At 61.6% G+C, this 14,226-nt stretch carries 14 protein-coding genes; 4 read left to right on the forward strand and 10 right to left on the reverse strand.

Annotation, left to right across the window (positions count from 1 at the left end):
- Window positions 1-4: 4 nt before the first annotated feature.
- The 8 genes from CFE28_11245 to CFE28_11280 form a co-directional block, all read right to left on the reverse strand.
- A complete protein-coding gene (locus CFE28_11245; GenBank protein ID OYU70513.1) occupies window positions 5-697 on the reverse strand; it encodes a hypothetical protein in 693 nt (230 codons plus the stop codon).
- A gap of 42 nt (window positions 698-739) precedes the next feature.
- Entirely contained in the window at window positions 740-3,586 is a 2,847-nt protein-coding gene (locus CFE28_11250) for a hypothetical protein (GenBank protein OYU70514.1), read from the reverse strand.
- An 87-nt stretch (window positions 3,587-3,673) separates the two neighbouring features.
- Window positions 3,674-4,501: a flagellin gene (locus CFE28_11255; protein ID OYU70515.1), complete on the reverse strand. Its 828-nt coding sequence runs from the start codon at window positions 4,499-4,501 to the stop codon at window positions 3,674-3,676.
- A gap of 184 nt (window positions 4,502-4,685) precedes the next feature.
- Window positions 4,686-4,874, reverse strand: a complete 189-nt coding sequence (locus tag CFE28_11260) for a hypothetical protein (GenBank protein ID OYU71678.1) — start codon at window positions 4,872-4,874, stop codon at window positions 4,686-4,688.
- Between the two features lie 273 nt (window positions 4,875-5,147).
- Window positions 5,148-5,978: a flagellin gene (locus CFE28_11265; GenBank protein OYU70516.1), complete on the reverse strand. Its 831-nt coding sequence runs from the start codon at window positions 5,976-5,978 to the stop codon at window positions 5,148-5,150.
- Between the two features lie 292 nt (window positions 5,979-6,270).
- Window positions 6,271-7,092 (reverse strand): flagellin, encoded by an 822-nt coding sequence (locus tag CFE28_11270; protein OYU70517.1) that lies wholly within the window; start codon window positions 7,090-7,092, stop codon window positions 6,271-6,273.
- A gap of 260 nt (window positions 7,093-7,352) precedes the next feature.
- Window positions 7,353-7,715 carry a hypothetical protein gene (locus CFE28_11275; protein ID OYU70518.1) on the reverse strand — a complete coding sequence of 121 codons (363 nt, stop codon included), beginning with the start codon at window positions 7,713-7,715 and terminating at the stop codon, window positions 7,353-7,355.
- A complete protein-coding gene (locus CFE28_11280) occupies window positions 7,681-8,100 on the reverse strand; it encodes a flagellar biosynthesis repressor FlbT (protein ID OYU70519.1) in 420 nt (139 codons plus the stop codon). The genes CFE28_11275 and CFE28_11280 overlap by 35 nt, the downstream gene beginning before the upstream one ends.
- Window positions 8,101-8,339: 239 nt before the next feature.
- On the opposite strand from CFE28_11280, the gene CFE28_11285 reads away from it, so the two are divergent.
- From CFE28_11285 to CFE28_11295, 3 genes are all read left to right on the forward strand, one after another.
- Window positions 8,340-10,142 (forward strand): flagellar protein FlbA, encoded by a 1,803-nt coding sequence (locus CFE28_11285; protein ID OYU70520.1) that lies wholly within the window; start codon window positions 8,340-8,342, stop codon window positions 10,140-10,142.
- Window positions 10,143-10,299: 157 nt separating this feature from the next.
- Window positions 10,300-11,166, forward strand: coding sequence for an ATP-binding protein (locus CFE28_11290; protein OYU70521.1), 867 nt, complete (start codon window positions 10,300-10,302; stop codon window positions 11,164-11,166).
- Window positions 11,167-11,465: 299 nt separating this feature from the next.
- Window positions 11,466-12,245 (forward strand): hypothetical protein, encoded by a 780-nt coding sequence (locus CFE28_11295; GenBank protein OYU70522.1) that lies wholly within the window; start codon window positions 11,466-11,468, stop codon window positions 12,243-12,245.
- Window positions 12,246-12,269: 24 nt separating this feature from the next.
- On the opposite strand, the gene CFE28_11300 is transcribed toward CFE28_11295, so the two are convergent.
- On the reverse strand, window positions 12,270-12,644 hold the full coding sequence (locus CFE28_11300) for a hypothetical protein (GenBank protein OYU70523.1): 375 nt from the start codon (window positions 12,642-12,644) through the stop codon (window positions 12,270-12,272).
- A gap of 17 nt (window positions 12,645-12,661) precedes the next feature.
- Window positions 12,662-13,489: a universal stress protein UspA gene (locus CFE28_11305; protein ID OYU70524.1), complete on the reverse strand. Its 828-nt coding sequence runs from the start codon at window positions 13,487-13,489 to the stop codon at window positions 12,662-12,664.
- A 142-nt stretch (window positions 13,490-13,631) separates the two neighbouring features.
- Between CFE28_11305 and CFE28_11310 the strand changes: the two genes are divergently transcribed.
- Window positions 13,632-14,225, forward strand: a complete 594-nt coding sequence (locus CFE28_11310) for a phosphohydrolase (protein ID OYU71679.1) — start codon at window positions 13,632-13,634, stop codon at window positions 14,223-14,225.
- Window position 14,226: the final 1 nt, after the last annotated feature.

Genomic DNA, 14,226 nt, shown 5'->3' on the forward strand with positions numbered 1-14,226 from the left:
GACCTTAGGGGACCGGCGCGACAGCGCAATTCGGCGACTGCTCGGTCAAAGGGGAAAAGGTTCGATTGTCGGTGGATGATTCCACCCTTCCGGCCACGAGGCGCAGGGTCGTTGACGCCCAACGACCATAGGCGGCGTCGCCGGCGTGTACGCAGCGGCCGTTGAACAGGGTCTGCACGCAGGCATCGAGGGAGACATCGGTCGGGGTCTTGCGCCACTCGCCGGCGGCATACTTCCAGCAGCTTTCAGGGCCCGCCCGGGAAACCTTCCGGTCGGTCTCCTCCCCGGCTGGAATCTCGGCGGGCTCAGCCGTCACGACCTCCTTGGGGGGCAAGGGCGTCAGACCCATGCCAGCCCCCTGGGCGGCCGCCAGATTGCCGCCGGGATCAACGCCAACGTCCAGGGCGCCGGTGGCCACGCCATTCTTCCGGGCGCATTCGGCCAGGGTGGCTTCACCGACAAACCTGCCGCCGACAAAGCACCGGAGGTGGGCCGTGGGATCGAGGCTGCGGTCGACCTCTCCCTTGGTTTCAACAATCAGGCCGGCCTGGGAAGCCGGGGGCGCGAGGGCCGCATCGGCGGCGTGCTCCCTGGACAGCAGGAGCGCAACCGCAAGTCCCGCCAGCAGGGCGACCAGGGCCCCGATCGCCATAAGAATGTTGGGGCGCGCCTTGAGGGCCTGCCAAATCGCTTCCATGCGCTTGGCTAGACTGCTCCTAGACGGGTTTCAAGGCCGCTATCAGCCGCCAAGGCGGCGCAGGGCTTCCTGGTAGTTGGCGATCTGCGCCGACATATAGGCCGGAATGGGCTTGTTGGAGGCTGCAGCGGCTTCGGTTACGGCCTTGGGGGTCGCCGCCGCCTGCAGGTCCTTGTAGGCCTGCCTGATGACGCCGAGGGCTGCAGCAAGCTCGGCTGCGGTGTGGGCGATTTCCTGGGCTGATTCCAGATTGATGTGCTGGTCCAGCTTCAGGCCATAGATCTGGCCCTTGCCGTCGGCAGGAACAACCTTGCCTGCCTTGGACACCACAGTGGCCCGCACAATGCCGTCGGGAATGCCGAGCCCGGCCAGGGCATCCTTGCCATCCGGGCCGGAAAACAGCTCCAAGGTGTTGAAATTGTTGGTCGGCTTGATCGAAAGGCTCTTGCCGGCGTCGGTGGTCGTCGTGGTGACCGCCGCCTGTCCGGCGAAGGCGTGCTTCACCTTGGCCGCCAGCGTGTCGAGGGTTTCGCCCTCGGCGATCGTGATGGTGGTCTTCACGCCGAAGACGCCGGCCTTCACCTGGAATGAGTCCCCAGGACGCAGGGAGCTGGCGGCGGAAAGCTGCTTGGAAGCCACGCCCCCCATGACGCCCTTGGGCAGGCCCAGCTTGTCGAGCACGCTGGCGCCGGTTGCGTCGATGGCGATGGCGTTGGGCGTCACGAACCCGGCCTTGCCGGAATAGCGCCGCGACCAGCCCAGAGCGCCGGTGCCCGGGTCAACCTGGGCGATGAAGCCGTCCTTGGTCCCCACGGCGGCCTGGCCCGGAAGATCTGTCCCCGCCTGCCCGGTCAGGAACACCTTGCCGGCGGACACGGCCATGCCGGTCACCTGATCATCGCCTGTCCCGCCATAGAAGCTGAGCCGATCGGATGCGGCCGCGGTCAGGGTCGTGCCGAGCTGGGCGACAAAGCCGTCGCGATTGCCGCTGAGGGTATTGTTGGCGGTTCCGGCGGCCAGGGCTGCATTGCCGGTGCTGCCGCCAACCACCAGGGATCCGCCATTGAGCGCCAGGCCGACGATCGACCCGCCGCCAAGGTCGCCCAGATCGCGTCTGGCTGTCTGGGTCGGCGTGGTGGTCGAAACATCAAAGCGATAGAGCACCCCCCGTCCGGCTTCGTTGTTGGCCAGCACTATGGACGTACCGTCCACCACCAGACCTGAGGGCTTGTCCGTGCCGGTTGTGCCAACCGTCTGGGTGAAGAGGGTCTGGGGCTTGCCGGTGGAGTCGGCCTTGAAAGCCTCGATATAGGTGTCCCATCCGCCGATGGCGGTCTGGCCTGGCATGGCCGACTGGGTCCGGCCGGCGACATAGACGGTGCCATCAGCGCCGAAGGCCAGATGGGTCGCCTCATCATCGCTGCGGGCGCCACGCTTTACGGTCCAGAGCTCCTCGCCCGCCGCATTGAAACTGGTGACAAAGCTGTCTGATGTGGTGGCGTCGGGCGAATTCGACGGTCCGGTCGCCGCGCCGCCGATCTCGCCATTGACCTTCCCGGCTATGGCGATGGAGCCATCAGCAGCGATCGCCATGGTCAGGCCGGCCGCGCTGGTCGTGGCGCCAAGGGTGCGGGTGAACAGCAGCTTGCCTGCCGAGTCGTACTTCTGAAGGACAGCATCCTGGGCGCCTTTCAGCGCCTGGCCGTCCACCTTGGCCGTCGCGTCAGACAGGGTGTAGACCGCACCGTCCGGGCCGACCTGGGTGGCGTGAATGACCCCCGAAGCGGCGTCGATATCCTTTGCCCAGACCCTGCCGTCAAAGAAGTTGGTCTCGCCCACCTTCTGGGTCGGCGCGGCAAACAGGCTCGTATCGGTCTGCACCTTTATGAGCTGCTGGGTGATCTTGCCGTCCTTGGTCAGGGGCTTCTTGTCGGGATCGGGATCGCCCGTGGACTGGGCGATGTAGACCGCAGGCTCGGTCGCCACCGGCGTCATGGTGACCGTATCGCCGGAGTCCAGGTTGAACTTCATTGCGAACGAGTCGGGATTGGTTCCGACCTTCACCGACTTGCCGCCCACAGTGACCATCTTGTCACCGCCGGGAATGCGCTCGACAGCAACCCGGGTCGCAACGCCTTCGGCGGAAAGCTTGCCGTTGAGATAGCCCATCACATTGACCAGGCTGCGGGGCGTCGCGCCCATCTCTGAAAGATCGACGGCGATATTGCGGGTGGTCCCGCTGCGTTTGACCGACATGGTGAACCGCACATCCCCCTGGAAGGCGTCCACTACATTTGAAGAACTGCCGGTCACCAGGGGTGGGGTTGAATAGCTGGCGGTCGTCTTTCCGACCCCCACAGTCGATTTAGCTGTCGAGGAGGTATCGCCCTGGGTGAGCCGGATGTCTTCGAACTTCAGGCTGTTGGCATAGGCGTTGATCTCGGCCAGGCCCTTCTTGAAGGTCGACTTGATCTGGTTCTTCTGGGCGGACGACAGATCCTTGCCGTTGATCTGGTCGGCGACCCCAGAGAGGGTGTTGAGGCCCGTATAAAGGGCGAACAGCTTCTTGTAGTCCGCGCTCGCGCCTTCGAGGTCGAGCTTGGCGGCGTTCTCATTGATCAGCTTGCCGCCCGACAGCGCCGCCTTGGCTGCCGCTGTCAGGGCCTTGGGATCATTGGCTGCGTTGGGAGAGGCGGAATAGGCCCAGGGTGCGGTCGGCGCGTACTTCTTGTTGGCCGAGGAGGTTGCAAAGCCGGTAGCGCCGAGCTTGGCCGAATACAGATCCGCCAGCGAAGACGTGTCAACGCCAACGGGCTCGTATGTGTCGGAGGTCGAGTTGGAGTATCCGAAGAGACTCCCGACCATGTTCGCGCTGATGTTGATCGCCATCACAAACCGTCCACGGACAGGTGTCCGAAGCTAAAGCTTTAGGCGACAAGGCTTTACGCCCCGTAAAATTACCGCGTCAGGGACAGGCTATTTGAACAGGGACAGGATGATGGACGGCGCCTGATTGGCGATGGACAGGGCCTGTGTTCCCAGCTGCTGCTGGATCTGCAGGGCCTGCAGGCGCGCACTCTCCTTGGAGAGATTGGCGTCGACGATGTTGCCTATGCCGGCCGTCACAGCGTCATCCAGCCGGGATACAAAGGAATTGTGGGCCGTGATCTGCCGCGACTGGGCGCCGAGGGTCCCAAGCGCCTGGTTCACATTGGTAATGGTCGCCGTCAGGGTGGTCATGGCCGAACTGGCCAGGGTCACAGTCGAGATGGACGCGGTCGCCGCCAGGGTGATCACGGCGCCGCCAAGGCTGAGGTTCTGCCCCGAAAGGGTCAGATAGGAATTGGAATCTGCGTTCGCCATGAAGCGAAGGGACGCCGCACTGCCGTCGAGCATGTTCGCGCCATCGAAGGTGGCGTCCTGAACAATCCGGGCGATCTGGTTCAGCAGGGTCTTGAAATCAGTGTTCAACGCTGCGCGGGAGGTCGAATCCAGGCTGGTATCTGTCGCAGCGAGGACCTTTTCCTTCATTTCCAACAAGAGGTTGGAGACGGAAGTTCCAGCAGTCACAGCCACGTCGGCAATGGACTGCGCGCGATCGAGGCTCATCTTCACGGCGGCCAGGGCGTGAAGATCCGACCTCTGCCCCTGCGCCACGGCCCAGACGGCTGCTCCATCCTTGGCCTTGGCCACGGAAAGGCCGGAACTGACACGGTTCTGGACGGTCGCCAGGTTTTCCTGGGTGGCGTTGAGGGTCTGCAGGGCCACCTGGGCCGGATTATTGCTGCGTACGCTGATGGTCATTCTGAACTCCATGGCGCGATCGGCCCAGGACTGACCTGCTACTGCGAGTCGCCGTCCTGACCGGATAGGCCATGAAATTAGGAAATTATGGTGAGCAGAAGGTTAACGCCCACGCGCCAACGCCCGCCAGCCGGGGGACGGCGACGGGAAAACCGCTTAATTTGCAGGACCTTAGGTCCCTGCTTCAGACCTTCGCGTTGACGACGCTGCCTGCAGTATAGTCAGAGGCTTCCCGCATCTTGACGATGTCTTCCCTGGGATACTGGGCCAGGGTCTCACCCGTCGTGCGGTTGATCGTCTTGTAGATGTAGGACCCCCTGTCCTCCTCGATCACCAGACGGAGATCCGCCTCATCGAGTTGTCCCGTGGCGATCTGCGAGGCGAGCGAGCCAGGCGCAATGCCAGGAGCGAGGGTTTCGCGCTTCTCATGGTGGGCCGGCGCTGCTTCAGGCGTCGGAGCCGTGGGAGGCGTAAGGGTTGTTGCGTCAACAAGCGGGGGAATTGCTGCCAGTCTGTTTTCCATTTCTCCGTTCGCCGGGGGGTATTGGCCCTGATCGGCGTCCCTGCTGGGCCAAAGATGGCGGGAAGGTCGCCCTCCCCGCCGCCATTGGCTGGGCGCGCCGCCGAAGCGACGCGCTCAACGTTCCTATCGGAACAGGCTGAGAAGGCTCTGGGTCGAGCTGTTGGCGATTGAAAGCGCCTGGAAGCCCAACTGCTGCTTGGTCTGCAGAGACTGCAGCTTCGCACTTTCCTTCGACAGGTCAGCGTCGGTGATGTTGCTGATACCTGCGTCCACGGCGTCCTGCAGCTTCGAGATGAAGTCGCGATGCTGAGTCACGATCCGCGAACCCGTACCGAAGGAGGCCAGGGCGTCAGACACCTTGCCGATCGAGACGTTCACCGCGGCCAGTGCAGTCGAGGCCGTAGCCGCCGAGTTGAACGAGCTGTTGGCCGCCACGGTGACGTTGGCGCTGCCGAGGGTCATGGACTTGCCCACAACGGTCAGCTTGGAGGTGCCGGTGTCGCTGGCGAGAGCCGAAATCGTGGCGTTCGCCGTACCGCTGATCATGTTCACGCCGTTGAAGGAGGCGTTGTTGACCGCCTTCGTGATCTGGTCGCGAAGGGCCTTGTAGTCGGTGTTCAGGATGGAGCGCGAAGTTGCGTCCGTCGAGGCGTCGACAGCGGCCAGGGCCTTTTCCTTCATCTGAAGAAGCAGGTCGGAGACCACGCCGGCCGCAGCCGAGGCCACGTCAACGGTCGACTGAACCCGGTTCAGGGATTCCATGACCGTATTGTAGGCGCGAGAAGTGCCGCGCTGGTTCTGGGCGATGGCGAAGGTGGCGCCGTTGTCAGAAGCGTTGGCGACTTTTTGACCGGTGCTGATGCGGCGCTGAGTGACGGCCAGATCAGATTGGGTCTGATTGAGGTTCTGGAGAGCGGATTGCGCGGCCAGATTGACGTTAATACCCATAGGCATTGTGTAAAACCCTTGTTTTTAAGGTCGATCACCATCGTTTTGATGGCTTGGAGCGTTTTGCTCCGGTTTCCTTAAGTGCAAGGGGCGGGCCAGAAGGCCACGGGCTATTGTCTCGCTATAAGTCGTTGAAATAGTGAGATTAAACCCTTGTTAGGGACGTATTTTCTCGGCATCTTTTGCCGGGTTACGCGGTGCTAGGGAAGAAATTGCCGACCTCACGCGGCAAAAAGCGCCTAGCGGTTCAAAGAGCTCACCAGGCGAGCCCTTTCGGACCCGCCTGGCGATGCGCCCATCACTTGAACAAGCTCAGGAGAGACTGCGGCGACTGGTTGGCGATGGAGAGGGCTTGGTACCCCAACTGCTGCTTTGTCTGCAGCGCCTGGAGTTTCGCACTTTCCTTCGACAGGTCGGCGTCGACAAGGTTGCCGATGCCGGCGTCCACCGCATCTTGCAGCTTGGAAATGAAATCCTTGTGTTGCCCAAGGACCCTCGAGTTCGTGCCAAGTTTCGCCAGTGACGTCGAAACATTGATGATCGATGCGTTCACCAGACCCAGCGCCGTGGACGCCGTGGCTGCGGAGTTGAACGAGGACGTGGTAGCGACTGTAACGATCGCGCCGCCCAGAGACATTGTCTGGCCGACAACGGTCAACTTCGAGGTGCCGGTTTCACTCGCCAGCGCCGCGACAGTCGTACCCGACAGAATGTTCACTCCGTTGAACGAAGCATTGTTCACCGCCTTGGTGATCTGGTCGCGCAGGGCCTTGAAGTCGGTGTTGAGGATGGACCTGGAAGTGGCGTCCACCGAAGCGTCCACCGCTGCCAGAGCCTTTTCCTTCATCTGCAGAAGCAGATCCTGGACAACACTACCGGCGGCTGACGCCACATCGACTGTCGATTGACTGCGAGCCAGGGACTCCTGAACGATTCCCAATGCTCTCGAGGTGCCACGCTGGTTCTGGGCGATCGCAAAGATCGCGCCATTATCCTTGGCGTTGGCGACCTTCATTCCCGTACTGATTCGTGTCTGTGTAGCTCCTAGATCCTGTTGGGTCACATTAAGGTTTTGGAGCGCAATCATTGCGCCCATGTTGGTGTTAATCGACGAGTTCATCGTAGACGTCCTTCCATTCTGGTCGGGGGTTTACCGGCTTACTGCCAGTGAGCGATTCTTCGCTTCCCAGACCATCGCAAGGCACGGGCCAGCCAGCCCCAGCGCGGCCGGTTTTTAAGATATTGATTTTATGGAATTAATTGGGCGCCCTAGCGAGCACGGTATCGTGGTGACGCTGTAAAAGTCGCAGGTGGGCATGACTTGCCGGTTCAAACCTGCTGCCGGGCCAGATGAAGTCGGCAAAAGCCGACCCTGGCGGGCTATGCGGCGACAGCTTCCCCGGACAGGCCCTGCATGATCATGCGGTTGACGTCGATCAGGTCCTGTATGTCATCACGACCGGCTATGACCTCGGTCGTATATCGGCCGACCCAGAGCGCCAGGGACAGAATTCCGGCGCGGGTCTCAGCCGGCAGCTCGTTCGAGGGATCAGCGCAGTCAGCACCCAGCGCAGACCAGAGACGCCGGTTCCAGTCCAGCGCATCCATACGACCCACAACATCAGTGCGGTCGAGTTTGGCGGCCGAAATCAGGGCCATGGTGACCTGGGCAAACAGCCGATACTCCGCCTGACGCGGAGTTTCAGCCCTAGCCGAGGTCTGCTGATACGCGCGAAGCGACATTCCCCAACCTTTGGTCTTCGTATTCAATCAATTTCCGGCAGAGCATCAAAGCCTTGTAGTACTCGCGCTCCATGCAGTGCTTGGAGACATTGACACAGACGGCCAGCACGTCGGGGTTCTGGATCGCCCCCATGAACTCGCTGAGACGCTGGACAAAGTCCTGATAGTACCGGCCGGCGTCCTGCTCATCGATATACATCATCATGACAGGCATATAGATGCGGCGGGCCGGGCTGTTGGCGTCCTCGGGCTGCAGTATGTCCTTCTCACGAAGAACCGAGGCCTTGTTCTGCAGGATGAGAACCCCTCGCCTGTCGCCATTCTGGACGACAGCGCCATTCAGCACGAACTTCTCGCCGGGTCTGAGCGACAACTTGAGCGGCAAGACTTGCTCCCCTGACTGGCGGCGACATGGACAAACGCAACAGGCAGTTGCGCGCTTTCGCCGGTTCAAAGCGGCGCAAGCCCACCTTCAATAATCCAGGCTGGTTAACGACGCCTTGCAGTTGCGGACTGGAATTCCGGTCACGGTGTCGCGGGGCCTGCAAACGGGCTTAGCCAAAGCTTAACCTCGACGCGCGCTTATCCACCCAAACAGATTCCGAAATCTCTGGAGACCCGGACATGGCGCAGGTCAAGTTTGACAAGCTGGCCCTTGAGGGTTCGGCAGCGATCGTCGCCGCGCCAGCCCAGGCGCGCATGTCTTCCGGCATTGCAGGCGACAACACCTCGCGCCAGGCCCTGCTGAACCTGTCGGCCAGCCTCATCGGCGTCAAACAGGAGGTTGTGCAGCAATATCTGAGCAAGGCGTCAGTGGAAATGGGTCGGGGCCACCCCGAACGCGCCGAAACCTGGGCCCTGAAAGCCCTGGAGGTTGACGAAAAGTCGGGGATTTCCTGGCACTACCTGGCCATGTGCCGGGAAATGGCCGGCGATTTCACCAGCTCGATCAGCTGTTACGAGGCCGCTCTGCGGTTGTTGCCGGACGACGGCGAAATCCTCAACAATCTGGGCCGCCTCGCCAGCCGGATGGGCGATGACGCCAGCGCCGAGAAATTCTTCCGGCTCTTCCTTCAGCGTTTCCCCGGACATCCTGAAGGGGCCAATAATCTGGGCTGCGTGCTGCGCAACCAGAGCCGGTTTGATGAAGCCATCGACGTCCTTAAGGAAGGCCTGAACAAGAACCCTGACAAGCCCATCCTGTGGAACGGCATTGGTTCGGTCATGGCCGAAATCGGCGACATCGAAAACGCCTTCATCTTCTATGATGAGTGCCTGAGGCTCGACCCCAAATTCAGCAAGGCCCGCTATAATCGGGGAAACATGCGCCTGGCCATGGGCGACGCCCAGGGTGCGCTCCAGGATTGCGACAAGTCGATCAGCCAGACAAAGGCTATGGACGAACTGTGCATGATGAGGCTGGCGCGAGCGGGCATTCTGTTGAACCTGGGCCGCATCAGCGCTGGTTGGGATGAGTATGAAGCCCGGCGCAATCCGAACTTTTCAGACTGCATAATCTACAATGTTGGAGACCTGCAGCAGTGGGAGCCAAAGTCGTCGATCTATGGAAAGTCCCTTCTGGTAATTTGCGAACAGGGGCTGGGCGATGAAATACTTCACGGAACCATAATTCCAGACATCATAGAAAAACTTGGTCCGGAAGGTAAACTTACGCTGGCTGTGGAAAACCGGTTGGTGAATCTCTTTCAGAGAACATTCCCAAATGCCACTGTAGGATTTCACAGGACTTACAAAATTCATGGCAGGGATTTCAGAATCTTGCCCTTCATGGATGAAGACTACTCCGGCATTGACATGTGGGCTCCCATCGCGACCTTCATGCGGGAATACCGCAGAACGCTGGACGCCTTTCCGGATCGCGTAGGCTATCTGAAGCCAGACCCCGAACGCGTGGCCTACTGGTCCAACTGGCTGAAAACCGTTTCTGACCTGCCCAAGGTCGGCCTTCTCTGGAAGAGCGGCATCATCAGCAATGGTCGCCATCGGTTCTTTTCGCCTTTTGACCGCTGGGAGCCCATTCTGAAGACCCCCGGGGTCACCTTCGTCAATCTGCAGTATGGGGATTGTGATCCGGAACTCGCCCGCGCCAGGGAAGACTTCGGTGTTGAAATCATTCAACCTCCGGGCATCGACCTGAAACAGGATCTGGATGAGGTGGTCGCCCTGTGCGCCGCCATGGATCTTGTGATCGGCTTCTCCAACGCCACCTTCAACATGGCTGCCGCGGCCGGCGCGCCGTCCTGGCTTATCCTGCCCCCGGCCGCCTGGACCAGCATGGGCACCGGTCGATATCCCTGGTACCCCCAGGTTCGGCTTTTCATGCCCGAAGAGTTCAATAACTGGGACCCGGTCATGCAGGAAATCGCCGCAAGCCTGGGCGAATACGCCGCCAACCCCACGGACTGACCCACGGAAATCTGCCCTGCAGAGGCTACAAAACCGCCGGAGAAGGCTTCTCCGCGCGGAACGCCCTTGAATGTCGCGTCCCAGGCTCTAGTCTGACTCCAGTTTGAAACAATTGTTCGAGAGCCGGCGCCCCGTCGCGTCGTCCCGGGGAGCCCATATGAAGCAGCGTTTTGAAGGCACTGAGAATTACGTCGCCACCGACGACCTGAAGGTGGCGGTGAACGCCGCGATCGCCCTGGAGCGTCCGTTGCTGATCAAGGGCGAGCCCGGCACCGGCAAGACCGTTCTGGCCTATGAAATCGCCAAGGCGCTCGATTCCGAACTGATCACCTGGCACATCAAGTCGACCACCAAGGCTCATCAGGGCCTTTACGAGTACGACGCCGTTTCCCGTCTGCGCGACAGCCAGCTGGGCGACGAGCGCGTCAAGGACGTCAAGAACTACATCAAGAAGGGCAAGCTCTGGGAGGCCTTCACCTCCGGCAAGCGCCCGGTCCTGCTGATCGACGAAATCGACAAGGCCGACATCGAATTCCCGAACGACCTGCTCCAGGAGCTCGATCGGATGGAATTCTACGTCTACGAGACCAATGAGACCATCAAGGCCGAAATCCGCCCGGTGGTGATCATCACCTCGAACAATGAAAAGGAACTGCCGGACGCCTTCCTGCGCCGCTGCTTCTTCCACTACATCAAGTTCCCGGAAGCCGAGACGATGAACGAAATCGTCGAGGTCCACTTCCCCGGCATCAAGCAGAAGCTGGTCAATGAAGCCCTGCGGATCTTCTACGACATGCGCAAGGTGCCCGGCCTGAAGAAGAAGCCCTCCACCTCGGAACTCCTCGACTGGCTCAAGCTGCTCATGGTCGAAGACATTGACGAGAACGCCCTGAAGGAACGCGATCCCACCAAGCTGATCCCGCCCCTGCATGGCGCCCTGCTGAAGAACGAACAGGACGTCCACCTGTTCGAACGTCTGGCCTTCCTGGCCCGCCGCGAAGGCGCTGCGCGCCCCGGCCAATAAGTCGGTACAGGCCTCGCTCCAGAGCATGTTCCGATAAGTGGGAACCGGTTATCGGACCGAAACATGCTCCAACGCGCTAAAAATGCGCTGAAGCGAGGCTTACCGCGAATTCACTCGACCTTTTCAGGCTTCGCCCTCACCGTTCCCATCGAACGGACAGGAGATGATCGTCCATGAAAGCCCTAGCTCTCTGCGCTGTCTCGGCACTTGCCCTGAGCACCGCCGCCTGCGCGCAACGTGACAGTCATTCGGCAGCCATGACCGGGCGTCTCGACTGCCCCGAGCAGGCTGGGGATCTCATGCGCACCAGCATTTCGCCGGATGGCAAGTCCTGCGAATACCAGATTGCAGATGGCGCCCATGTGTCCCTGAAGCTCGTGGCTCTGGACGCCAAGGGGCCCGACACCTTGCTGACCCGGCTGGAAACCGAACTCAGGGCCGAAGCCGCCACGGACGAGGGTGTTCAAACCGCTGAAACCGACGCCGCCAAGGCTGTTGAAGAGGCCCGCCAGGACGCCGCAGAAGCCCAGAAGGCTGAAGCCGAAGCCAGGGCTGACTCAGAGAAGGCCTGGTCAGCATCGGACTCGGCCAGGGATGCATCCGAGATTTCGGAAGTCGAACGGACTGTTGACTCCAAGCTCAAGGAGCGGGGCCTCAGCGACGGCGATCAGTCGGCCAGCGTTGTCCTGCCCGGGGTCCGCATTGACGCGGATGGAAAGGATGACTCAGCTCACATTTCCATGCCCGGCGTGCGCATAGACGCCGAGGGGGACGGCGCCGCCATCCGTGTTGGGCGCATGCACATCGACACCGACAATGACAAGGCCGTGGTCAAGGCCGTGTCTGATGTCCGACTGAGGGGCGAAGGTCTGGCCAGAACCAAACGGGGCATCCAGGCCATGTTTGTCTATGCCGGAGACAATCTGGGCGGTGGCTACAAGTATGTCGGCTATGAAGTGGCCGGGCCCAAGACAGGGCCGCTGACGGTCGCCATCATCAAGTCGAAGAAGTCCGGCGGTTTCCATGGCGACGTCTATGGAGACGTCAAGCGCCTGGTCCGGCGCAATGGCGGCGTGTAGGGCGCCAGACCTCCAGGCTGGCATTCAGCCTGTGGGTTGGACCTCGACGACCTTGTAGGTCAGGGGCCGGCCGTCTTCGTCCGTCACGGTGACATATTCCCCGACGGCGAAGCGATGATCGCCAAGGCGGTGCACCGGCTCGTCATCCGCTGATCCGGCTACATCATAGTCAAAGAACCAGACCTTGCCGCGATGGGCGAGGTGCCCAATGGCCGGGTCCTCATCCGGCGAAAACCGTCGCACGCTGCAGGCTGCCTTGTGTTTGGCATAGGCAGCTTCATCCAGATGGCTGTCGGAGGTCAGGGGCGCGGTCAGGGTGTAGCCTCGATGGTCATCCCCGCCGGCGAACTCCGTGCCGGGATTGCGGGCCAGCCGCATGACGATACGAGACAGGGACATGGAATGACCTTCGTGACTCAGTGGGACAGGAAAAGGGTCGGCTGATCGGCGGCCAGAAGGCTGCGGGTTGTGCCACCAAAGATGAATTCCTGGAGCCTCGGGTGACCAAAGGCGCCGGCGACCAGGATTTCGGCATTCGCCTTCTTGGCGGCGTAGAGCAGGACCGGGCCAGCATCGCCGCTGTCGGGCAGCATATCAATGTCAGCCGCAATGCCGCGGGCCGCGTAATAGCCCTGGAGCTTGGCGGGATCAAAGCTGCGGGAACTGGCCTTGGGCGCTGCCAGGATCACGACCTTTGAGGCCTTTTCCAGAAGAGGCATGGCCAGGCGCGCCGCACGGCTGGCTTCCTTGCCGCCATCCCAGGCGACCGCAACCACACCACCAACCTTGAAACCCTCACGGGCGATCAGAACGGGCCGCTGCTCGTCGGCCACCATCTGCTGGAAGACTTCAGCCAGCGGGCCCCGACCCCGTGGGGGATCATTTGAGAAGACCACCACATCTGACAGGCGGCTTTCTACCGACAGCCCAGCCCATACAGGGGTCTGAAGTGCGATGAACTGCTTCTTGGTATAGGCGCAGGCATCCATATGGGCCCGGGCGTGCTTCTCACCCACGGCGGCGGCTTCCTTCAGGGACTCAAGCGCCGTGCTCTGCACCCCACCCAGAAACCCTTCGCCCATCCAGGGCATGAGGTCGGCCACATCGGCAGGCGCATAGACGCCCGCCAGTTCGGCGCCGAAGGGCTCGGCCAGAGCGGCTCCGGCCAGGATCGCGGCCTTGTCGTCTGCGCCGCCCGACAATGGAGCGATAATCCGTGCCCAACTCATAGCTGCGTCCCTCATGATGCAAGTTCACACGCGAGCATGCCCCCATGCATTGATCTTTCTCAAGTCCTGGTTCAGGTCAGGGGATCACGAGAAGGGGAACGGCGAAGTGGTCAAAGGGTTGCGAAAGGCCAAGGACCTGCCCAGGGCCTGGCAGCGCATGTTGTCCGGCCGTCGCCTTGACCTGCTGGACCCCTCCCCCATGGATATCGAGATCGAGGACATCGCCCACGGCCTGGCCCGTGTCGCCCGGTGGAACGGTCAGACCGTAGGCGAGCACGCCTTTTCCGTGGCGCAGCACTCCCTGGTGGTCGAAGAGGTCTGCGCCCACATCCAGCCGGATCTCGAACCCCGCTGGCGGCTGACCGCCCTGCTGCACGACGCCTCGGAATATGTGATCGGCGACATGATCAGCCCGTTCAAGGCCGCCCTCGGCTATGATTACAAGGTGTTTGAGGAGCGGCTGGAAAACGCCATCCACATCCGGTTCGGCCTTCCCGCCAAGACCCCGCCGGCCATCAAGAAGCTGATCAAGCGCGCAGACCGCACCAGTGCCTTCTTCGAAGCCACCCAGCTGGCAGGGTTTGCCCGTGACGAGGCGCTCGACCTGTTCGACGCGCCGCCGGTCGGCTATCAGCTGGAGATCGAACCCCTTACCGCCCACCAGGCGCAGATGCGCTTCGTGGCCCGGTACCATACCCTGTCGGAGGCCGCCGGCTTTGCCTCTGCGCCTGCGGCTTTCGAGACGGAGTGAG

Source organism: Alphaproteobacteria bacterium PA2, assembly GCA_002256425.1.
In the GTDB taxonomy this organism is placed as follows: domain Bacteria; phylum Pseudomonadota; class Alphaproteobacteria; order Caulobacterales; family Caulobacteraceae; genus Phenylobacterium.